General features: G+C 72.5%; 23 protein-coding genes. 16 read left to right on the top strand and 7 right to left on the bottom strand.

Annotation, left to right across the window (positions count from 1 at the left end):
* Positions 1-34: 34 nt before the first annotated feature.
* Entirely contained in the window at positions 35-2,344 is a 2,310-nt protein-coding gene (locus Aut01nite_RS07105; RefSeq protein WP_052164095.1) for a putative bifunctional diguanylate cyclase/phosphodiesterase, read from the bottom strand.
* 139 nt (positions 2,345-2,483) lie between these two features.
* On the opposite strand from Aut01nite_RS07105, the gene Aut01nite_RS07100 reads away from it, so the two are divergent.
* The 4 genes from Aut01nite_RS07100 (at position 2,484) to Aut01nite_RS07085 (ending at position 4,808) form a co-directional block, all read left to right on the top strand.
* Positions 2,484-2,705, top strand: a complete 222-nt coding sequence (locus Aut01nite_RS07100; protein WP_043528233.1) for a hypothetical protein — start codon at positions 2,484-2,486, stop codon at positions 2,703-2,705.
* A gap of 101 nt (positions 2,706-2,806) precedes the next feature.
* The gene (locus Aut01nite_RS07095; RefSeq protein WP_043528231.1) at positions 2,807-3,511 is read left to right on the top strand and encodes a histidine phosphatase family protein; all 705 of its coding nucleotides are present in this window, start codon (positions 2,807-2,809) and stop codon (positions 3,509-3,511) included.
* Positions 3,495-4,340, top strand: a complete 846-nt coding sequence (locus Aut01nite_RS07090; RefSeq protein WP_043528229.1) for an NAD(P)H-hydrate dehydratase — start codon at positions 3,495-3,497, stop codon at positions 4,338-4,340. The genes Aut01nite_RS07095 and Aut01nite_RS07090 overlap by 17 nt, the downstream gene beginning before the upstream one ends.
* Before the next feature lie 54 nt (positions 4,341-4,394).
* The gene (locus Aut01nite_RS07085) at positions 4,395-4,808 is read left to right on the top strand and encodes a CBS domain-containing protein (RefSeq protein ID WP_043528227.1); all 414 of its coding nucleotides are present in this window, start codon (positions 4,395-4,397) and stop codon (positions 4,806-4,808) included.
* Positions 4,809-4,870: 62 nt separating this feature from the next.
* On the opposite strand, the gene Aut01nite_RS07080 is transcribed toward Aut01nite_RS07085, so the two are convergent.
* The gene (locus Aut01nite_RS07080) at positions 4,871-6,259 is read right to left on the bottom strand and encodes a GGDEF domain-containing protein (RefSeq protein ID WP_083999438.1); all 1,389 of its coding nucleotides are present in this window, start codon (positions 6,257-6,259) and stop codon (positions 4,871-4,873) included.
* Positions 6,260-6,277: 18 nt separating this feature from the next.
* Positions 6,278-7,300, bottom strand: coding sequence for a hypothetical protein (locus Aut01nite_RS07075; RefSeq protein ID WP_043528226.1), 1,023 nt, complete (start codon positions 7,298-7,300; stop codon positions 6,278-6,280).
* A gap of 135 nt (positions 7,301-7,435) precedes the next feature.
* Between Aut01nite_RS07075 and Aut01nite_RS07070 the strand changes: the two genes are divergently transcribed.
* On the top strand, positions 7,436-9,043 hold the full coding sequence (locus tag Aut01nite_RS07070) for an alkaline phosphatase D family protein (protein ID WP_043528224.1): 1,608 nt from the start codon (positions 7,436-7,438) through the stop codon (positions 9,041-9,043).
* A gap of 10 nt (positions 9,044-9,053) precedes the next feature.
* On the opposite strand, the gene Aut01nite_RS07065 is transcribed toward Aut01nite_RS07070, so the two are convergent.
* Both Aut01nite_RS07065 and Aut01nite_RS07060 read right to left on the bottom strand, forming a co-directional pair.
* Positions 9,054-9,569 carry a hypothetical protein gene (locus Aut01nite_RS07065; RefSeq protein WP_043528222.1) on the bottom strand — a complete coding sequence of 172 codons (516 nt, stop codon included), beginning with the start codon at positions 9,567-9,569 and terminating at the stop codon, positions 9,054-9,056.
* A gap of 43 nt (positions 9,570-9,612) precedes the next feature.
* Complete coding sequence (locus tag Aut01nite_RS07060; RefSeq protein ID WP_236642893.1) at positions 9,613-10,383, bottom strand: MBL fold metallo-hydrolase; 771 nt, start codon at positions 10,381-10,383, stop codon at positions 9,613-9,615.
* An 80-nt stretch (positions 10,384-10,463) separates the two neighbouring features.
* Between Aut01nite_RS07060 and Aut01nite_RS07055 the strand changes: the two genes are divergently transcribed.
* From Aut01nite_RS07055 to Aut01nite_RS07040, 4 genes are all read left to right on the top strand, one after another.
* Entirely contained in the window at positions 10,464-11,633 is a 1,170-nt protein-coding gene (locus tag Aut01nite_RS07055; RefSeq protein WP_043528219.1) for an SMI1/KNR4 family protein, read from the top strand.
* A gap of 45 nt (positions 11,634-11,678) precedes the next feature.
* Positions 11,679-12,263 (top strand): ricin-type beta-trefoil lectin domain protein, encoded by a 585-nt coding sequence (locus Aut01nite_RS07050; RefSeq protein ID WP_083999436.1) that lies wholly within the window; start codon positions 11,679-11,681, stop codon positions 12,261-12,263.
* Positions 12,264-12,344: 81 nt separating this feature from the next.
* Positions 12,345-12,755 (top strand): HIT family protein, encoded by a 411-nt coding sequence (locus tag Aut01nite_RS07045; protein WP_052164092.1) that lies wholly within the window; start codon positions 12,345-12,347, stop codon positions 12,753-12,755.
* Positions 12,756-13,003: 248 nt separating this feature from the next.
* Positions 13,004-15,241 carry a HelD family protein gene (locus Aut01nite_RS07040; RefSeq protein WP_043528326.1) on the top strand — a complete coding sequence of 746 codons (2,238 nt, stop codon included), beginning with the start codon at positions 13,004-13,006 and terminating at the stop codon, positions 15,239-15,241.
* Between the two features lie 9 nt (positions 15,242-15,250).
* Here Aut01nite_RS07040 and Aut01nite_RS07035 read toward each other — a convergent pair whose 3' ends face one another.
* Complete coding sequence (locus Aut01nite_RS07035; protein ID WP_083999433.1) at positions 15,251-15,841, bottom strand: DNA-3-methyladenine glycosylase; 591 nt, start codon at positions 15,839-15,841, stop codon at positions 15,251-15,253.
* Between the two features lie 137 nt (positions 15,842-15,978).
* On the opposite strand from Aut01nite_RS07035, the gene Aut01nite_RS07030 reads away from it, so the two are divergent.
* The gene (locus tag Aut01nite_RS07030) at positions 15,979-16,794 is read left to right on the top strand and encodes a hypothetical protein (RefSeq protein ID WP_152628886.1); all 816 of its coding nucleotides are present in this window, start codon (positions 15,979-15,981) and stop codon (positions 16,792-16,794) included.
* Between the two features lie 4 nt (positions 16,795-16,798).
* On the opposite strand, the gene Aut01nite_RS07025 is transcribed toward Aut01nite_RS07030, so the two are convergent.
* A complete protein-coding gene (locus tag Aut01nite_RS07025) occupies positions 16,799-17,044 on the bottom strand; it encodes a hypothetical protein (protein WP_052164086.1) in 246 nt (81 codons plus the stop codon).
* Positions 17,045-17,221: 177 nt separating this feature from the next.
* Here Aut01nite_RS07025 and Aut01nite_RS07020 point away from each other — a divergent pair, with 177 nt between their 5' ends.
* From Aut01nite_RS07020 to Aut01nite_RS06995, 6 genes are all read left to right on the top strand, one after another.
* A complete protein-coding gene (locus Aut01nite_RS07020; RefSeq protein WP_043528212.1) occupies positions 17,222-18,097 on the top strand; it encodes a helix-turn-helix domain-containing protein in 876 nt (291 codons plus the stop codon).
* Complete coding sequence (locus Aut01nite_RS07015; RefSeq protein ID WP_043528210.1) at positions 18,090-18,293, top strand: DUF397 domain-containing protein; 204 nt, start codon at positions 18,090-18,092, stop codon at positions 18,291-18,293. Before Aut01nite_RS07020 ends, Aut01nite_RS07015 begins: the two co-directional genes overlap by 8 nt.
* A gap of 82 nt (positions 18,294-18,375) precedes the next feature.
* On the top strand, positions 18,376-18,918 hold the full coding sequence (locus tag Aut01nite_RS07010; RefSeq protein ID WP_043528209.1) for a type II toxin-antitoxin system PemK/MazF family toxin: 543 nt from the start codon (positions 18,376-18,378) through the stop codon (positions 18,916-18,918).
* Positions 18,919-19,021: 103 nt separating this feature from the next.
* Positions 19,022-19,594: a hypothetical protein gene (locus tag Aut01nite_RS07005; protein WP_043528207.1), complete on the top strand. Its 573-nt coding sequence runs from the start codon at positions 19,022-19,024 to the stop codon at positions 19,592-19,594.
* Positions 19,595-19,608: 14 nt separating this feature from the next.
* The gene (locus Aut01nite_RS07000; RefSeq protein WP_043528206.1) at positions 19,609-20,256 is read left to right on the top strand and encodes an adenylate kinase family protein; all 648 of its coding nucleotides are present in this window, start codon (positions 19,609-19,611) and stop codon (positions 20,254-20,256) included.
* A 165-nt stretch (positions 20,257-20,421) separates the two neighbouring features.
* The coding region (locus Aut01nite_RS06995) for an NUDIX hydrolase (RefSeq protein ID WP_152628885.1) at positions 20,422-21,116 on the top strand (695 nt) is incomplete at its 3' end.

Genomic DNA, 21,116 nt, shown 5'->3' with positions numbered 1-21,116 from the left:
CACCCCCACCCCGACGTTGCCCTACTTCGGCAGGTCAGATGCCGTGATGAGAGGAAAAATCAGGAACCGGCGTCTTCGCCGCGGTGATCAGCAGGCTGATGTCGGATGCGCTCAGCGGACGGGCGAAGTGGTAGCCCTGAGCCCACCGGTACCCGGCCCGATGCAGCCGTTCGGCCTGCTCGGCGGTCTCCACACCCTCGGCGACCGCCTGCATCCGCAGCCCCTCGGTGATGCCGATCAGGCTGTCCACGATCACCGCCTGCGGGCTCGGGGTGGTCACCCCGTCGACGAACGACTTGTCCACCTTCAGCCAGCTCACCGGGCACTCCACCAGCAGGCTGAGCGACGACTGGCCGGTGCCGAAGTCGTCCAGGGCGATGCTCAGGCCCTGCCCGGCCAGCGCCCGGATCGTCTCCAGGGCCACGCCGGTGCCCATCACCGCGGTCTCGGTGACCTCCACGACCAGCCGGGCCGGGTCCAGCCCGGCCGCGGACAGCAGCGCCGCCATCTCGTCCGGGAAACCGGGCTCGCCCAGTTGGCGGGCCGACACGTTGACGCTGACCTTGGCCGGCGCGTCCGCGCCGTGCTCGCGCTGCCAGCGGACCGCCTGCCCGATGGCCTGTTCGAGGACCCAGCGGCCGAGTTCGACGATGTGGCCGTTGCGCTCGGCGAGCGGGATGAACACGGCGGGCGAGACCAGCCCGTGCTCCGGGTGCCGCCAGCGGACCAGCGCCTCCACCCCGGCGAGCCGGCCGTGCGGCAGCGCGACGATCGGCTGGAAGAGCAGGAACAGCTCGTCACGGGTGATCGCCTGGCGCAGGTCGGCGGCGAGCCGGGCGTCGCTGGCGGCGAGCTGGTCCATGATCGGGTCGAACCAGGTCCAGCGGCCGCCGCCCGCCGTCTTGGCCGCGTACATCGCCACGTCGGCGCGGCGCAGCAGCTCCCCGGCGGTGTCGTCGGGGCGGCTCGCGGTGACGCCGGCGCTGATCCGCGGCGCCATCTCCAGGCTGCCGTCCAGCACCGGCGCCTGCACCACGGCCAGCAGCTCGCGCAGCAGCTCGTCGGTGGCGGCCTCGGTCAGGCCGGGCAGCAGCAGGGTGAACTCGTCGCCGCCGAGCCGGGCCACGGTGTCCTCCTGGCGCAGCCGGTCCCGCAGCCGCCGGCTGATCGTCTGGAGCAGCGCGTCGCCGGTGTGGTGGCCGTACCGGTCGTTGATCACCTTGAAGTCGTCCAGGTCGAGCAGGGCGACCACGAACGGCTCGCCGGCGGCCAGCCGGGCGGTGATCTCGTCGGAGTACGCCGACCGGTTGCCGATCCCGGTGAGCGCGTCGTGCGTCACCTGGTGGTCGAGCTGTCTCAGGCTGGCGTCGACGGTGTCCAGCAGGCTGGCGTTGTCGCGCAGCGTGGTGAGCTGCCGCAGCACCACCAGCACGGTGACCGCCGTGGCGGCGACCGCCATCAGCAGTTTCTCGCCGCCGTCGGGCGCCATGTAGTGCAGCACCGTGGCGTAGAGCAGGACGACCGAGAGGTACGGGACCAGGCTGAACCGCCGCGGCGCCGGCCGGGCCGGCGGTGGCAGGTGCCGGCGCCGGCGCTGCCGACGGGCCGCCAGGATCGCGGTGATCTCCGACATCGGGAACGAGACGAGGCAGGTGTGCAGGTACGGCTTGTCGACGATGAACGGCGCGACCGCCCCGGTCGCCGCGGCCAGCGCGACCCCGGTGGACAGGATGTAGAGGGAGCCCTGGTCCAGCCGGCCGGCCCCGGCGAACGCCACCTTCACGAAGGTGATCAGCGAGACCCCGGCGACCACGATGATCACCATGACCGAGCGCGGGGTGGCGTTCGGCGACGCCGAGAAGTCGATCCGGCTCAGCGAGTAGTGCCAGATCAGCACCCCCGCGGTGATCATGATGATGCCGGTGTCCAGGGCGAACCGCAGCCAGTCGCCGCGGGTGCGCTGCCAGGTCGGCAGCCGCAGCAGCGCCATCAGCACCATCGCCAGCGCCAGCCCGAAGCAGAACTGGGTACGCACCGACACCATCTGGGACAGCTCCGGGCCGGCCAGCGCGTCGTACATGGCGCTGAACACGGCCGGGATCAGCATCGCGCAGGCGACGCCGAGACGGCCCCAGAACTTGCGGGTGTCGATGTCAAGCTCGGTGCAGCGGGCGGTCCGGGCGCACTCGTAGGTGGCCACCACCGACAGCGCCGGCAGGGTGAGCCACGGCAGGACCGGGTGGCTCCAGACGTGCCACAGCCCGGTGACGAACCATGCCAGCACGAAGACGAGGAGGCTGAGCGCGGTCAGGAGCGGCGGATCTAGTCGGCGTCGGACCTGCATGTTCGTTTTATCGGGACCGCGCCGCCCGGATGTAGCGAATGTCGGGCCCGTCGCAGTTCTCAAGTCCGCCTCAGCCCGGCCGATCGCTACGCCTCGAACGGTGGCCGCACGGCCGCCCGTACCGGAAGGCGCCCGCCCGATGGATCCGCTGCTGCTGCTCCTGCGCGAACAGATGTCCCGCAAGCTGTCCGACGTCGCCGGCACGATGGCCGCGACCATGGAGGTGCTCACCGCCACCCGCGAGATCGCCGGCGACGTCCGCGGCACCGAGGCGCTGCGGGCCGCGATCGAGGAGCTCGGCGCCACCCGGGACGACCTGCTCAACCAGGCCCGCACGCTGGAGGCGTTCGCGCCGCGCTGAGAAAGGCCGCGCCGAAAGGCCGCGCTGAGAAAGGCCGCGCTGAGAAAGCCCCGGTGCGCAAGGGCGGGATAGCCCGGCGCGTGCCGGGGTAAGGGCCCGGTATGCAGCGACTGGAGTGGCTCGCCGTGGTCCGGCACGGCCTGAGCACCGGCAACGTGACCGCCCAGGAGGCCGAGACCGCCGGCCTGGAGTCGATCGACATCCCGGAACGCGACGCGGACGTGCCGCTCGCCCCGGAGGGCCGCGAGCAGGCCGAGGCCGTCGGCCGGTTCCTCAAGGAGAACCCGCCGGACCTGGCGGTCGTCTCGCCCTACCTGCGCACCCGGCAGACCGCGGAGATCGCGCTCGGCGACAGCGGCGTCCCGGTCGTCGTCGACGAGCGCCTGCGCGACCGTGAACTGGGCGTCCTCGACCTGCTCACGGCCCGTGGCGTGCAGGCCCGGCTGCCTGAGGAGGCGCGCCGGCGGGAACGGCTGGGCAAGTTCTACTACCGGCCGCCGGGCGGCGAGTCCTGGGCCGACGTGTTGCTGCGGCTGCGCGCCCTGCTGCGCGAGATCCGCGAGGACCATCCCGGCGCCCGGGTGGTCCTCTTCGCGCACGAGGCCACCGTGCTGATGATCCGCTATCTCACCGAGAAGCTGAGCGAGGCCGAGCTGATGGAGCTCGCCCACCGGACCGCGATCGCGAACTGCTCGATCAGTAGCTGGCGCGGTACCGAGCCGGAGCTGTTCAACTCGGTCGCCCACCTGCGCCGCGAGGACGCCCCGCACACCCGGCAGGAGGACGTCAATGCCGAGCCGGTCTGAGGAACGCGTGGTCACCCCGGCGCTGCTGCGGGACTGGCCGCTGCCGGAGCCGGGGGGCGACAAGACGTCCCGCGGCACCGCGCTCGTGGTCGGTGGCGCCCGCTGCACGCCGGGCGCGGTGCTGCTGGCCGGCCTGGCCGCGATGCGGGCCGGCGCGGGCCGGCTGCAACTGGTGGTCGCCGGGGAGTCCGCGGTGCCGCTGAGCATCGCCGTGCCCGAGGCCAAGGTGCTCGGCCTCGGCCCGGACGGCGAACCGGGCGAGCAGGTCCTGGAACTGGCCGGCCGGGCCGACGTGATCGCCCTCGGACCAGGCCTCGACGACATCGACAGCACCATCCGGCTGATGGGCGCGGTGTTCGAGGCGGCGGCCGCGGACACCGCGGTGGTGCTGGACGCGTACGCCCTCGGCGCTCTCAGCAAGGAACCCGGCCTGCTCACCCAGTCCCGGGCCGTGCTCACCCCCAACCTGGTCGAGGCCGGCCACCTGCTGGACCGCGACCTCGGCGACGACCTGGCCGGGGCGGCCGCCGAACTGGCGGCCCGGCACGGTGCGGTGGTGTCGCTCTACGGCCACATCGCCGCCCCGGACGGGCGGTCCTGGCGCGAGGAGAGCGGTCACGTCGGTCTCGGCACCTCCGGCAGCGGCGACGTCCGCGCGGGCATCGTGGCCGGTCTGCTCGCCCGCGGCGCGGATCCGGCACAGGCCGCCTGCTGGGCCGCGTTCGCGCACTCCGTCGGCGGTCAGCGGCTGGTTCCCCGGTACGGCCGGGTCGGTTTCCTGGCCCGCGAACTCGTGGACGAGGTGGCATCGACGATTGCCTCGGTCTGAAACGGGTACGCCATGTCACGACACCGTTACGACACGAGAAAGGATGCTCCTGTCATGACGACCGCCCGTGAGATCATGAGCCGCGACGTGACCTGTGCCCAGGAGAAGGACTCCCTGGCCGACGCCGCGCGGAAGATGGCCGAGCTCAACGTCGGTTCGCTGCCGATCTGCGGCGACGACAACCGGCTGCACGGCATGATCACCGACCGTGACATCGTGGTCAAGGCCGTGGCCCAGGGCCGCAACCCCGGTGAGGTCCTGGCCGGCGAGCTGGCCCAGGGCAAGCCGGTGACGATCGGCGCCGACGACGACGCCGCCGAGATCCTGCGCACCATGGCCCAGCACAAGGTCCGCCGCCTGCCGGTGATCGACGGCCACCAGCTGGTCGGCATCGTCGCCGTCGCCGACGTGGCCCGCGCCCTGCCGGACAACCCGGTCGGCGACCTGATCGACGCCATCAGCGAGTAGCGCGTACGGAGGCGAGCAGCGCGTACGGAGGCGGGGCGGCGGAGACGCCGCCCCGCCTGGCGTCATGCCGCGACCGCGACCCGGCTCTTCCCGGCCGTCTTCGCCGCGTACATCGCGGTGTCCGCGTCGTGCATCAGCGCGTCCACGTCCGCGTGATCGCGCCACACCGCCACTCCGATGCTGCCCCGCGGCGTCAGCTCGACCCCGGCCACCACGAGCGGCTCCTGGATCGAGGCGAGCAGCCGTTCGGCGACCAGCACCGCGTCCCGCGGCGCGTCCATGCCGTCGAGCAGCACCGCGAACTCGTCACCGCCGAGCCGGGCCGCGGTGTCCGCGCCCCGGATGCCGTCGCGCAGCCGCTGGGACACCGCCACCAGCAGCTGGTCGCCGGCCGCGTGCCCGTACGTGTCGTTGACCGCCTTGAACCCGTCCAGATCGAGCAGCAGCAGCGCGACCGGGCTGCCCCGCCGGGCCCGGGCCGCGGCCTGCTCCAGGTGGTCGCGCAGCAGCGGCCGGTTCGCCAGCCCGGTCAGGTTGTCGTGGAACGCCTGATGCCGCAGGTCGGCGGCGTGCTCGGCGTTGCGCAGGCCGAGCACGGTCTGCGCGGCCAGGGTCTCCAGCGACGGCATCACGTCGGCGGGGAGCGGCACGTCACCGCCGAGCATCAGGGTGCCGTAGTGGTGCTTGTCGCTGCGCAAGGTCAGCGTCACCCGTACCGCGGAGATGTCACCGGCCAGCAGAGCCGCCGGAACCGGACCGGAGACCGTGCTCACCGCCTCCCCGCCCGGGGTGTTGCTGGTGACCGCCGACCAGCCGCCCGGCAGCCCGCCGAGCAGCTCCTCGGCCGCCTCGGCCGCGTGCCGGCAGATCGTCTCCCGGTCCGAGGTGGTGACCAGGGTCGAGCCGAGCCGGGCGAACACCCGCTCACGGGCCGCGGCCTGCTCCTGGCGCCGTGTGGTCTCCGCGACCGCGGCGGTGAACAGCGCCAGCGGCGGCACGCCCGCGGTCTGCTGCAGGAAGACGGCGAGCTGACCGGGTTCGGTCAGGGCGATCGCGGCCACCGACGTGGCGAAGAGCGAGACGGTGAGCAGCAGCGCGTGCCGCCAGGTGCCGTAGAGGCCACGGAACGAGACCGTCACGAACAGCAGGCCGAGGGTGATCAGCCAGTTGTGCGAGCCGTACCCGATCAGGCCGAGCGCCAGCGCCTCGACCGGGGCCGCCCACAGCGGAAACGCGCCGCGCCGGTAGCCGCGCAGCCACCACCAGCCCAGCGCCAGAGCGGCGGCGACCGCCGCGACCCGCCAGGCCAGCGGCGCGTCCGCACTGGTCAGCGTGCGGGGCACGGTGGTCACCAGGTTGAACAGGATGAAGATCAGAAAGAGCCAGCGGATGCGAGCGCCGAGTTGCCGCGGCGGTGCCATCCGGCGGAGCCGTGCCGGTACCCGAGTCATGGCCGCCTGATCGGCCGATCAGCCGTCGAATGAAGCCCAGTCCAGCCCCAGTTTTCGCAGCCGGCGCAGCGCCGGCCGGCTGCGGGCGCCGACGTAGACCTCGAACCAGTCGGCGTCGTCCGCGCCGACCAGAGCGATCAGATCCGGTCCGGCGTAGAGCCGGGAATGCGCGCACGGCCAGCGCAGCGGCCGCAGCGGCACCCTGCGCAGCGGCGCGACGATCCGCCGGGCCTGCGCGCGGTCGGCGAACGCCATCCCGCCGGGGCTGCCGTCGATCGCGGCCCGGGCCAGGACGGAGAGCATCAGGTACGCCGCCAGCCGCTCCCGCTCGCGCAACGGCTGATCACTGAGCCCGTGGTAGTAGACGTGTGGATCGTCCACCCCCGCATCGATGAGCAGCTGGAACGTCCCGTCCCCGCCCTCCCCGAAGATCATCCGCTGGTCCGGCCCGCCGGGCCGCGGCTCCCGGTGCACGCGCAGCGCCCCGCCGTACAGCTCGGCCCGCCCGGCCGCCGCCCGGTGGAACGCCCGCAACGGCTCCGGCTGGCCCGTGCCGGGCACCGGATCCCCGGCCGGAACGTCGGCGTACCACCCGGCGGTGAACTGCTCCAGCGCCTTGACCGGATCGTCCGGCAGCAGGTCCAGCCAGTCCGTCCCCGGCTGCTCCGCGGTCGTGCCGGCCAGCGTCAGCAGATGCTCCGGAAGCGGCGTGTCCAGGCGCAGGTCGACGCGGTGCAGCACGCCACGGCGACGGCCCCGCTCGGTGATCCGGGCGGTGCCCAGCACCAGAAGACCCTCCGGCAGCCGCGTGAACACCTGGAGCCCCGGCCCGTCGCCGCCGGTCAGGCGGCCCTCGACCAGGCGCGGGAACGGCCCCGCAACGGTCACGTCCTCAGCGTTGCGCACCCCGGAGACGATCACGACGGTCGCGTCCGGCCCGGCGGCGAACCGGGTGTCCCCGGACTCGTGCACCCGCGCGCCGGGCCCGGCCACGGCGAGGGCACCGGCCTCGGCGACGACGGACCAGAGGCGGATCTCCACCGGCCCACGGTAGATGCCGTCCGCCAGCTGCGCGCGTGAACATCACGGATGCGGCCGGGACAGCGCCGGTGAAGTCTCGTCGACCAATCCCGCGCGGGGCACAGCGGGTGCGTGAACACTGGTAGATAGAGGAGTATGACTGTCCTTCCTCGTCATGCGGTCGGCCGCCGTACCGTCCTGGGGCTGGCCGGCGCCGGCGCCGTCGCGGCCGCCACCGTTCCCGGGCCCGCCGCCGCGGCCGAAGCCGTCTTCCAGCACGGTGTCGCGTCCGGCGATCCGCTGCCCGGCGGCGTTCTGCTGTGGACCCGGGTCACCCCGACGCCCGAGTCGGCGCCCGGCTCGGGCGCCGGACCGCAGGCCGACGTCACCTGGCAGGTCTCCGCCGACGCCGGGTTCACCACGATCGTCGCCGCGGGCGTCGAGCGCACCGGCCCGGAACGCGATCACACCGTCAAGGTCGACGTGGCCGGGTTGCGGCCCGCGACCACCTACTGGTACCGCTTCGGTCACGCCGGCGCCTGGTCGCCGCCCGGCCGCACGATGACCGCCCCGGCCGTCGCCGACACCGTGGCCCGCCTCCGGGCCGGGGTGGTGAGCTGCGCGAACTGGGAGGCCGGCTACTTCGCCGCCTACCGGCACCTGGCCGCGCGCGACGACCTCAACCTGGTGGTGCACCTCGGCGACTACCTGTACGAGTACGGCACCGGCGGATTCAGCGCGGCCGGGAAGGTGGTCCGGGCCACCCGTCCGGCCCACGAGACCCGCACCCTCGCCGACTACCGGATCCGGCACGCCCACTACAAGACCGACCCCGACCTCCAGGCCCTGCACGCCTCGGTGCCGTGGGTGATCACCTGGGACGATCACGAGGTCGCCAACGACCAGTGGAGCGGCGGCGCGGAGAACCACACCCCCGGCGCCGAGGGCGACTTCGCGGCCCGGGTGGCGGCGGCCCGGCAGGCGTACGCGGAGTGGATGCCGGTGCGTCTCGGCGGCGACGGCCGGATCTACCGGCGGCTGCGCTACGGCGACCTGTTCGAGCTGTCCATGCTCGACCTGCGCAGCTACCGATCCCAGCAGGCGAGCGGCACCGCCGCCGACGCGGACGGCCGCACCATCGCCGGCGCCGAGCAGCTCGCCTGGCTCACCGGCGGCCTGGTCGCCTCGGACGCGATCTGGAAGCTGGTCGGCAACCCGGTGATGATCTCCCGCCTGGACGTGGGCACCCTGCCGGCCTGGCTGATCCCGCCGCTCGCCGAGCTGATCGGGGTGCCGCGCAACGGCGTCGTGCTCAACCTCGACCAGTGGGACGGCTACAACGCGGACCGGGAGCGGCTGGTCGACGCGTTGCGCGCCGCCCGTACCGAGGACGTGGTCTTCCTGACCGGCGACATCCACATGTCCTGGGCCAACGAGCTGACCACCAGGGACACCGGCCCGGCGGACCCGGCCGCCGCCGAGTTCGTGGTGCCCGCCGTGACCAGCGACAACCTCAACGACTTCGTGGGTACGACGGCGCTCAGCGGCCTCGCCGCCTCGCTGATCCGGGCCACCAACCCGCACGTGCGCTGGGTGGAGACCGACGGGCACGGGTACGGGGTCCTCGACGTGACCCGCTCCCGCTGCCGGATGGACTGGTACCACCTGGCCGACCGCACCGACCGGGGCACCGCGGCCCGATGGGTGCAGGGCTGGTCGGTCGGCCGCGGCTCGGCGAAGCTCCGCCGCGAGTCCCGGCCCTGACCCGGCCTGCTCAGTGATCCTCGTGGTCGAGGGCCCGGGCCGCGCACAGGAACGTGCCCCCGACCGCGAACGCCCCCAGCACCGCCAGCGAGATCTGCGTCTCGTGATCGACCTGGCGCTCGTACATCGCCTGGTCGACGACGGTCTCCCGGTTGTTGTCGATCAGCACGTATCGTCCGTCGCGCTGCTGCGGGGTGCCGTCGAGTGCCACGAACGCCAGCATCAGCGCCAGCCAGAACCCGGCGAACACCAGCGCCGCCAGCACCGCGCCCCACATCGGCACGTGCGGCGGCACCCACGAGGCCAGCCGCCACAGCCGCCGCGGCTGCTGGGTCCGGTACCCGCGCCGGTTCGCCAGGATGCCCGCGGCGAACCCGGGCACGGTCAGGACCGCGGCGACCCCCACCGCGATCGGCGTGATCACCGGGCGGGCCCCGAGGGCCGTCGCCACGATCAGGGCGGCCGACCACAGCACACCGGCCCCGCACACCAGACTCAGCCACAACAGCCCGCGACGCGTGATCATCACCGCTGACGCTAACCGGCGCCGAACGTCAGCGGAGGTGGTTTCACGCTACCGGTACCAGCGTGACGGTCTCGCCGCGCCCGATCGGGCGCACCCCGTCCAGCGACCGCTCCCGGCAGGCGCCGAGATAGTCGCTCAGCGGTGACTTCATCACCTTGTAGTCGTCGTAGTGGATCGGCAGCGTCAACCGCGGCCGGATCAGCCCGGTCAGGTCGGCGCCCTGCCGCCCGTCCATGGTCAGCAACAGCCCCAGCAGCCGGGTCCCGCCCAGGTGGATCAGCATCGCGTCGATCTCACCGCAGCGGTCCCGGATCTCGCGGAGGTTCGGCCGGTACAGCGTGTCCCCGGTGACGTACAGCCGCAGCATCCGCTGCCCGTCGACCTCCCACTCGAGCAGCGACCCCATCACGTCCGGCAGCAGCCGGTCCACCAGCCCCGGCCCGTGCCGCCCCGGCAGCGCCGTGATCCGCAGCAGTTGCCCGTCGCGCCGCCACTCCTCGGCCTCCCAGGTCGGCAGGCCGACCGTCTTCTCGAACCGCTTGCGCCGCAGGCGGCGCTGCGCCTGCGGGGTGGTCACGATCGGCATGTCCGCTGGGATGGCGCGACGCGCCGCACGATCGAAGTGGTCACCGTGCAGGTGCGACAACAGGACGGCGTCGGGCTTCGCCAGTTGGGGGTACGCCATCGCGGGGTCCCGCAACCTCCTGCTCCACGCCCCGTACCCGAGGTACACCCGGCTCCCGGCCGGCCCGAACGCCGGGTCGGTGAGCAGCGTGAACACCCCCAGCCGCAGCAGCGTCGTCGCATTTCCCACAAACGTGACAGTCGCCTCGGTACTCATCCCTCGCGCCTACCCGCACCCCCACCCCGCAAACCGCTCCGTACCCTGTCCCCGTGCCGGACCCCCGCCTGGAGCGCATCACCGCCAAACTGCCGGCGGGTCTCCGCCTGAACCCGCCGCTGACCGAGGCCCAGGTCGCCGCGTTCGAGGCCGATCACGGGGTGACCCTGCCGGAGGAGTACCGCCTCTTCGTCACGCGCCTCGGTGACGGCGACAACGATCGAGTGCTCCGGCTCGCCGACACGGATCCCGCCGGTCTGAACCGGCCCAGCCCTTACCTTCCGGGTCCCCGCTATCAAGGCGACTGGGAGCAACGGCATGAGGAGCCGCCCGGCCCGCGCCGAACGTTCCTGCCGGGGACCCTCACGATCGCCGGGCACGGCTGCTCGCTCTACACCCACCTGGTGGTGTCCGGTCCCGCTCGCGGGCGCCTCTTCAACGTCGACGTCGACGGCCCGGCCGGCCCGTACATCCTGGAGGATTCCGGCTTCCTCGCCTGGTACGAGCGCTGGATCGACGAGACCGCGGCCGGATTCGACGTGGGCTGGTTCGGCGAGAACCTCCCGTTGCCCGAACCGGACCTGCTCACGGTGCTCGCGGAAGATCCCGCCGCTCATCGCCGAGCCCGCGCCGGCGAGACGCTGCTACGACTTCCGGTGGTGAGTGGCGCCGTGCGGGCGGCCGTCGACCGGGCCGCCCGATCCGACCGTGATCCGCAGGTTCGTGCCGACCTGCTCCAAGTGCTCGGACGGTGGAACGACGAGGCGGCGCGGATCGAACTGGCCGCCTACGCGCGTTCCGTCGACCCGCCGGGTTTGCGGGCGCTCTCCTGGTGCGATCGGCTGGGCCTCGACGACATCCTGCCGGAACTGGCCCATCCTGACCGGGAACGCCGCCGGGTCGCGGCCTACGAACTGGCCTGGAACCTCGGCGGCCTCGAACCGGTCGCCGCCGAAGCGCTCGATCCGGTGGCTCGCCGACTGCTCCGGGACCCGGATCCGTTGCTTCGTTGTCACGGTGTGGCGCTGGTCTGGCGGCGCGGGCTCGTTCATCTCCATCCGCTGCTGGACGAGATGGGAACGTCGGAGACCGAGCCGTGGGTCCGGTTCGAGATCGCATGGTGTCTCTCCCGCGGTGCTGTCGCGCCGTCCGGCTCCGATGTTCTGAGTGGCCCGTGGGCTGCGACGCCTCCCCGGATGGTCGCCGATGAGCCGCCGTTCTGAGCGGAACGCCTGCGCAACCGGCCCCGCTGTTCCTAGAGTGGTGCGATGTTCTTGCGTGGTGTGCTGCTGCCGATGCTGTCCGCTGCCGGGTTGCTCGGGGCTCCGGCGACGCCCGTGGCCGCCGTTCCCGGGCCGCCGCCGTTGCATCAGGGATGGATCATCACGGAGCAGACGCCGTACCGGTGTCTGACCGGCGGGCCGGTCGGCACGATCCTGCACACCGCGGCATGCGACCGGGCCAGCAAGGCGCAGGACTTCTATCAGACCAGTGACGGCCACTTCACCCAGAACGGGAACTGTGTGCAGGCGGTGGACACGGTCGCCGCCCTGAAGGCCCCGGCCGTCACGAAGAAGCCGGCGGCCGTCACGAAGAAGCCGGCGGGCACCGGGAAACCGAAGCCGGCCCAGGTCAAGGTGATGACCGACAGTGGGGCAAGCGTGCGGGTCGTGACGTGCACCTACAAGGGTGACCAGAACTGGTGGTACACCACGACGCTGCAGGCGGGCGACCGGAAGGGCCGCTGTCTCACCGAGGTCTCCGTGGACGGCGCCACGGGCCACGGCACCGTACGCCTCCAGGAGTGCACCGGGAAATCCAACCAGCAGTGGCGCTCCCTCAACCCCTGGTGAGGAGTCCCACCTTCCGGGAGCCGGCGGCGCGAACCCGTCGACGGGGACACCGGGCGATCGAGGATCGTTTATGGTTCCGGGATGGGGGAGGACGGTTGTGCCTGGTGTGGTGAGCGGCGCGACGAGACCGGTTTCGGGCTGAGGGTGTGGTCGGGGCGGGTCACCGACGCCTATTTCGCCCGGCGAGCGTTCGCCCGTGGCTGTGCCGTGGTGGTGTGGCGGGGCCGGCACGTGGTGGAGCCGATCGACCTGAGCCCGGTCGAGGCGGATCTGTACCACCGCGAGGTTCTGACGGTGGGCCGCGCCATTCGTGACTGTTTCCGGCCGGCGCGGCTGGATTTCGTGACCGCCGGTGACGACGAGCCGCACCTGCACACCCATGTGACCGCGCGTTATGCGGGCGATCCGCCGGATGGCCGGCTGATCCCGCCGCTGCTGGAGGAGCAGGTTTGGCGCGCGGATGCGGCCGCGCTGCGGACCCTGCTGAACTGATTTCCTGCCGGCCGCGTCCGAGCCCCCGCGGGAACCTTGATCGCCTGCTGCCAAGCGCCCTCCACAGGAATTCGATCGCCTGCCGCCGACCGTCAAGCGACCCCCGCGGGAACTGATCGCCTGTCGCCGTGGGAGGCGGTGGAAGGGGGAGCGGAATGCGGGAAGAAGGCGTACTCTCGGACTCCCTGTGCAAACTCCTTGTGAGTGGCAGAGAAAACCACTATTAGAATAAGCCTTGGGGGCCTGTGGTGTCAAGTCTGTCAAGTCCCGCGGATGCCATCGCTGAGGAACAGGACCACCTCGACATGATCTACGGCCGTCTCGACGAGACGCGCGAGCGGATCCGGGAGCGGCTGGCCGACCAGTGGCGACAGCCCGGCGTCACCCCGCAGGAGCGGCGGCAACGTGACTTCGCCGCCCGGGACTACGCCGAACGGCTGGCCCGGTACGAGGCCGTCGAGTCCGGTCTGTGCTTCGGCCGCCTCGACCCGCACGACGGCACGCCACTGCGGATCGGCCGGCTCGGTCTCCGCGGTGCGGGCGCCGAACCGGTGCTGATCGACTGGCGGGCCCCGGCGGCCCGGCCGTTCTACGTGGCGACGGCCGTCACCTCGTACGGCATGGCCCGCCGCCGTCACATCCGCACCCGCGGCCGTACCGTCACCGGTCTGGACGACGAGGTCTTCGACGCGGACCCGGCCGCCGGCGGCGGGCCGCTGGTCGGGGAGGCCGCGCTGATCGCCGCCCTGGACGCGCGCCGCACCGGCCGGATGCGCGACATCGTCGAGACGATCCAGGCCGAGCAGGACCGGGTGATCCGGTCGGCGGCCGGTGGCGTGCTCGTGGTGCAGGGCGGCCCGGGCACCGGCAAGACCGCGGTGGCGCTGCACCGGGCCGCCTATCTGCTCTACACCTACCGGGAGCAGCTCGGCTCCCGCGGCGTGCTGATCGTCGGCCCGAACCCGACGTTCCTGCGTTACATCTCCCAGGTGCTGCCCTCGCTGGCCGAGACCGGGGTGCTGCTGGCCACGCCCGCCGACCTGTTCCCGGGCGTGACGGCCCAGCGCGCGGAGGCGCCGGAGGTGGCCGAGGTCAAGGGCCGCGCCGAGATGGTGGAGGTCCTGGAGCAGGGCTTGCGGGATCGGCAGCGGGTGCCGGAGACGCCGATCGAGTTCGTGGTGGACCGGCATGTGCTGCGCCTGGACGCCGGCGACTGCGAACCGGCGCGCCGCCGCGCCCGGGCCTCGGGCCGGCTGCACAACCTGGCCCGCCCGATCTTCGTGGCCGGCATCCTCGACGTGCTGGCCGCCCAGATCGCGGACCGGATCGGCGACGATCCGTTCTGGGACGACCCGCTCGGCGAGGACGACGCGCCGGGCGTGCCGAACGTTCTGGACGACGCCGACCGCGCGGACATCCGCGCGGATCTGGCGGAGGACCCGGCGGTCCTCGCGGTCCTCGACGATCTGTGGCCGGTGCTCACTCCGGAGCGGTTCCTGAGCGAGTTGTACGCCTCGACCGGGCACCCGCTGCTGCACCGTCCCATGGGCGACGGCTGGACGGCCGCGGATGTGCCGCTGCTCGACGAGGCCGTGGAACTGCTCGGCGAGGACGACCGGGCGGCGCGGGCCCGGGCGGCGCGGATCGAGAGGCGACGGCTGGAGTATGCGCAGGGGGTGCTGGACATCAGCGCGGGCTCGAAGTCGTACGAGGCGGAGGACGACGCCGAGGCCGAGATCCCGAACGCCGCGGACGTGATGGAGGCCGGGATGCTCGCCGACCGGTACGCCGAACGGCAGTCGCTGCCGGCCGCCGAGCGCGCGGCGGCGGACCGGAAGTGGGCGTTCGGGCACGTGATCGTCGACGAGGCGCAGGAACTCAGCCCGATGGCGTGGCGGATGCTGATGCGCCGGTGCCCGAGCCGGTCGATGACCGTGGTCGGCGACCTGGCCCAGACCGGTGCGCTCGGCGGGCCGGCGTCGTGGGGGGAGGTGCTGTCCCCGTACGTCGCCGATCGCTGGCGCCTCGCGGCGCTGACCGTGAGTTACCGGACCCCCGCCGAGATCATGTCCTTCGCCGGCCGCCTGCTCGCCGACGCCGAACCGCCGATCGACCTGCCGCACCCGGTCCGTTCCACAGGCGTGGAGCCGGACGAGTGGACCGGTGGCCCGGCCGACCTGGCGGCCCTGGTCGCGGACCGGGCCGGCGGGCCCGGCAGCCTCGCGGTGATCACCGCGGCGAGCCGCCGGGCCGAGGTGGCCGCCGCCCTGCCCGGACTCGGCCAGGATCTGGAGGAGCCGGCCGTGCTGCTCACCGTCACGCAGGCCAAGGGCCTGGAGTTCGACTCCGTGGTCCTGGTCGACCCGGAGGTCATCCGCACCGAGTCGCCGCGTGGCACCAACGATCTCTACGTGGCACTGACCCGGGCGACTCGGACGCTCACCGTCTTCCGGCTCGGTTCCGGGTGTGCGGCTCGGCCGTCATAGGCGCCGTGCCTACCCGCGCGGCCGGGGTTTGGGGGTGTGGCGGCGGTAGGCGCTGACCGTCGGGTCGCCGGTGATCCAGAAGCGCCACGGCACGTCGTGGGCCGAGGTCACCCCGACCCGCGGTCCGGCCGAGACCGGCCCGGCCGGACCGTCCGGCGGGAGCAGCCGGGCCGGGCCGTCCTCGAACAGCGGGGTGTCGTCGGCGCTCCGGTTCAGCGCCAGGACCTGCATCAGCTTGGCCGGTCCGGCGGCCAGCCCGGCGTCCGTGCGGGCCGCCGGGCGGCGTTCCCGGGCCAGTTCCACACCGTCCACGACCTCCCCGGCCCGCAGCAGCACGGCGGCCGCCCGCCCGGCCTCGCCGCAGACCACGTTCGCGCAGAAGTGCATGCCGTAGATCTGGTAGACGTACAGCCGCCCGGCCGGGCCGAACATCACCGCGTTCCGGCCGGTCCGGCCGCGGTGCGCGTGGCTCGCCGGGTCCGCGCCGAGCCCGCTGTACGCCTCCACCTCGGTGAGGCGCACGGTCACCCCGTTCGCGTGCAGCCGCCATCCGAGCAATTCCCGGGCCGCCTCGTCGACCTGCTCCGCGGGTAGTTCCATCCACCGGTACGTCACCGGCCCAGCCAAGCACGCCGGGCGACCGGGGCGGCGACCAGGGCAGCATGTTACCGGGGAGTAGTGCGGATCTTCGTGGACATCGATATAGTTCGTCGCCTCGGGTCGGTCGGGGAGTGACTATGGGTCAGGCAGGGGAAACACCGGAAGAACCGGTGGCCGGGCTCGGCGCACGGCTGGCCGCGACGGGCGGGCCGGATCTCCGTGACTTCGGCGCCGTGCCGGCCGGGCCGGGCGAGCCGGTGACGGAGGTGGGCCGCGCGGGGCGTACCCGCTGGAGAAACCGCACCACCGTGATCGTCGCGTCGGCCGTCACCGTCGCCCTCCTGGGATGCCTCGGCGCCGCCGTGTTCTCGCTCATCGAGACCGGCGGCCCGCCGGAGAGCCGGCCGGCGAGCCGGGTCTCGCCCGTGCCGAGCGCCGCCGGGCCGGTGGTGGCCGGGCCGCAACCGGTGAAGCAGCCGGTGCGCACCGAGAACGACCTGGATCGGGTCTGCGCCGACCGCTATTACCCGTCGGCGCCGAAGCCGCGCGGTGACGCCCCGCACCCGGTGCTGATCAGCGAGGGGACCGCCGGTGCGGAGTCGAGGACGACGCGGACGCTGAACCGGGCCGCCTTTGCCGGGTCGGCCGCCGACCGCCGCACCTGGGCGCCGGAACCGGCCAGGACGCAGCTGGTGGCCTGTCTGAACCTGGCCGGCGCGGGAAAACGGATTCGTGACTGCAAGTCCGGCGGCAGGACGCTGCCGCTGCTCGAGGGGCGGTACACGCTGACCGTCCACGAGGTGGCCTCGCACCGCAAGGTCCTGGAGAAGGCCCTGGTCGGAGCGGAGCGTGCCTGCCCGTTCGTGGTCCTGGAGAGCGACGGCGGCACACTGCACAGCGCGGTGCGCGACCAGCAGCTGTACGACCTGCTGCGCAAGCCCGTCGAGGGCTGACGGGTCAGGGCGCCGCCGCCCAGCCGAGGAACCGCTCGTAGAGATCGGCCGGCGGGCCGCCCGCGCCGGCCGCCCAGTCGTCGATCGCCTCCAGCAGGCACGAGCCGAGGAAGACCGACAGCCCGTGCGGGAAGTTCTGGTACTGCTCGGAGAGCTCGACCTTCGCGGTGGCGCACGGCCACGGCCGCCCGCAGACCCGGCAGTCCCACGACGGGCGCTCGCCGACGTGTTCGGTCCGCGGAACCAGCATGCCACCCTCACCACGTGCGATTCGATGACTACACAGTGGAGCGTGTCGTGCCCTAGGCTCGGCCTCAAGCCGGATCGGCGAGAATCCCGGATTCGGATTCTCGCTGTCTCGCGCGTGGCGATCGGATCGTCTCGTTCGATACACCGGACAGTTGGCGGACTGCGAGGGACGACGAGGATGACCGAGACGGGCTCGACCGTGCCGAGACGGCAGGTCGGCCGGTTGCTGCGGCAACTGCGCGAGCAGGCGGGGATATCGCTGATGGCGGCGGCGCAGGAGCTGGAGTTCTCCCGCGCCCGGATGTACCGGATCGAGAACGGCGAGGTCCCGGTCCGCAAACACGACGTGATCGCCATGTGCGGCGTCTACTCGGCGCCCGGCCACATCACCGAGGTGCTCATCGGCCTGGCGGCCGAATCCAAGGCGAAAGGCTGGTGGCATGCGTACGGGGACGTCGTACCCGCCTGGTTCGAGCTCTACGTCGGCATGGAGCAGGCCGCCTCCCACCTGCGGTCCTTCGCGCCGAGCGTGATCCCCGGACTGCTCCAGACCAGGGAGTACGCCGAGGCGGTGTTCCGCAAATGGCACGGCGACGACGAGGAGGCCGTCGCCAACGCGGTGGCCGTGCGCCTGGAGCGGCAGTCGCTGCTGAGCCGCCGCCTGCCCGAGGCGCCCCGCCTGGACGTCGCCATCGACGAGGGGGTGCTGCGCCGCTGGATCCCGGACGGCTACGGCATGCAGAAACAACTCGCCCACCTGGTGAACATGTCGACCCGCCCGAACGTCAGCGTCCGGGTCCTGCCGTTCGCCGCCGGCCCGCACAAGGCGGCCAGTTCCGGGCAGTTCACCATCCTGGAGTTCCCGGCCGTCGGCACCGCCTCGCCGGAACCCACCACCATCTATTGCGAGAACCTCACCGGCGCCCTCTACCTCGATAAGCTCGCGGAGGTGGAGACGTACGAGTCGATCTGGGCTGAAATCGACGCGAGCGCACTGAATCAGTCCGAATCCGACGATCTCATCCGCATGATCATCGAGGAGAGCGATGGCTGACCTGACCGGTGCCGTCTGGCACAAGAGCACTCGAAGCGGCGGCAACGGGGGCGACTGTGTCGAGGTGGCCGGCAACCTTCCCGGCATCGTGGCACTGCGGGACAGCAAGGACCCCGGCGGCGGCACGCTCGTCTTCAGCCGCGCCGAGTGGGCCGCGTTCCTGGCCGGCGTGCGGGGCGGTGACTTCGACCGTTAGGAGACCCGGGCGGCGGCCCCGCACGACCGGCAGGCGATCTTCGACCTGTGCGGGTGGGCGGGGACAGCCGTAGGGTGACGCCGTGCTCGAAAAGCTGAAAGCCTTCCTCCGGCGGCTCGCCGGTGCGCCGGAGCGGCAACCGGTCGCCGTCGAGGCCCCGGCCCGCCCCCGGACCGTCCCCGGGCCGGCCACCCCGAGACCGGCGGCCCCCGAGTCGTCCGCCCGGAGGCCCGCTGTCACACGGACGGTGCCGCGGCAGGGCCGCCACCTCGCCTACGCGCCCAGCCTGGACGGTGACGCCGACCCCGGCGAGATCGTCTGGACCTGGGTGCCCTATGAGGACGATCCGTCCCAGGGCAAGGACCGGCCCGTCCTGGTGGTCGGGCGCGACGCCCGTACCCTGCTGGGCCTGATGCTGTCCAGCCAGGACGACCGCGACGGGCAGCGCCACTGGATGGCGCTCGGGCCCGGCGACTGGGACCGGGCCGCCCGTCCGAGCTGGGTCCGCCTGGACCGGATTCTGGAGATCGACGAGGACGGCATCCGCCGCGAGGGCGCGGTCCTGGACCGGCCGCGTTTCGACCGGATCGCCGCGATCCTGCGCCGCGATTACGGGTGGCCGTGAGCACCGGTGGCCCCGGCCGGTGGTGACCGGCGCGCCGGCGCGGTCGCGACAGCACTGACGGCCGCCCGGGAATCACCGGGACCGGAGGTTTAGCGTTGTTGCCATGGATCTCGACGTGATGACCGGTTTCGGTGGCAAGCAGGCCTGGCTGGCCGTCGCGGGCGGCGACCCCGCCGCCGTGCTGAAGGCGCTGGGCCTGCGTGATCTCGGCACCGTGCCGTGGCGCGACGGGCTGGACCTGGCGCATCTCACCGACGACCGGATCGCGATCACCCCGCCGTTGCCCGGCGCCCGCGGCGTCGACTGGGTGCTCGCGGCCGGGCAGCGGCTCATGCGCCATGATCCCGATCTGGTGGCGCTCTCCGCCGAGCTGGCGACCGAGGTGCAGTTCTTCGCCACCCACCGGGTCACCGAGCTGCACCGGTGGCGGCGCGCGGCCGGGGGCGAGCTGCTGCGCGCGTTCGGCTATGTGGGCCAGACCGGTGAGGTCACGTCGTGGTTCGGCGAGCCCGGCCCGGCCGAGCGGGACGCCGGTCTGCCCGCCGAGCTCGACCCCGAGGCGTCCGTGCTGGTCGCCGAGGGGGACGTGTTCCGGGTGGCCGGCGCCTGGAGCATCGATCCGACCACGTTGTCCGGCAAGGCCACCGGCCCGCTGCGCCTGGGCGCGAGCGACTGAGGAGGAGATGCCACATGCGTAAGTACGTGATCATGGGCGTGCAGGGCAGCGGCAAGGGCACCCAGGCCAAGATGCTGCGTGAGGACCTGGACCTGGCGCACATCAGCGTCGGTGACATCTTCCGCTGGCACGTGCGCCAGCACACCAAGATCGGCGCCCAGGTCAAGCGGATCATGGCGGCCGGCGATCTGGTCGGCGACGACCTGGTCGAGGAGGTGGTGCGCCGCCGGCTCGGCATCCACGACTGGAACTACGGCTTCGTCATCGACGGCTTCCCGCGCAACGGGCGGCAGGCCGAGTTCTTCATGGAGAGCTACGACATCGACGCCGTGATCCACCTGGAGCTGCCGGACGACGAGGTGCGCCGCCGGGTGCTCAGCCGCCGTCTCTGCCCGAACTGCGGCATGGACTACAACCTGATCGCCGACCGTCCCGAGGTGGAGGGCCGCTGCGACATCTGCGGGCACGAGCTGATCACCCGGGCTGACGACACCCCGGAGGCGCTCGAGGCCCGGCTGACCGACTATCACGAGAAGACCCGGCCGGTGCTGGAGCTGTTCCGGCGCAAGGAGGTCGTGCACGACGTGGACGGCCGTCCTCCGGTCGAGGAGGTGCAGCAGGCCATCCGCAAGACTCTCGGCCTGCCGCCGTACCGCGGCTGACATCCCCCGGCTGACTCTCTCCCTCGACGATCCGCGCGGGAGCCGGCCGAGGTGGAGGCGGGCATCCACGCGCTCGCCCCGAGGCCGGTCTGCTCACCTACCTGAAGGACTGATCCCCCGAACAGGGCAATCTGATCAAGTCGGGCATCGGCCTATCGTGGGGCGGTGCTTCTCGGGCCGTCGTTCTCCGCGCCCGTCACGGCCGCCGGTGCGGTTCTGTGGCGTGGTGCGGAAAACGCGCGCGAGGTCGTCGTCGTGCATCATCGGCACGGCGGCTGGTGCTTTCCGAAAGGGCGGATCGCGCCGGGCGAACATATGACGGCGGCCGCGGTCCGTGCCGTTTCCGAGGAGACCGGGACATCGGTACGCCTCGGCCGGTGGCTCGGTGACACGAATTATGTGCATGCGGGCTGGCCGGAGCACGTCGACTATTTCGCGGCCGAGGCGCCGGCCGTCGATGAGTCCGCCGACCTGCTCTGGTTGCCGCCGCGGCGGGCCGCCGACGCGCTGAGCCGTCCCGACGACGTGCGTATTCTCGCGGAATTCGAATGCCGGGTCCGGGCCAGCACCAGTTGTGTCGTCCTGATGTGCCGGACACCGTATCCGGCGGAGTCGATTCTCTCCGCATACGGCGCCGGCGATCCGAGTTGCGGCGACGATGTGGACGGTGCGCTGCGGGTCGCCGGGGAATCGTTCGCCACAGGCCGGCCGGCCGCCTTCTGCGCGGAACGCCGGGCCATTGCGGAATTGTTTCGCCGGCTGGTGCCGGCCCGGGTGGAGTCGACGATCCCGGACGGCGGTCTGCTCGTCCTGCACGGCACTGCGGACCGCATCGTGGCCGTCGAACGCCACGTCGCCTG

This window comes from Actinoplanes utahensis (assembly GCF_016862455.1).
Taxonomy (GTDB): Bacteria; Actinomycetota; Actinomycetes; order Mycobacteriales; family Micromonosporaceae; genus Actinoplanes; species Actinoplanes utahensis.
This window is presented reverse-complemented; position numbering and strand designations above follow the sequence as displayed.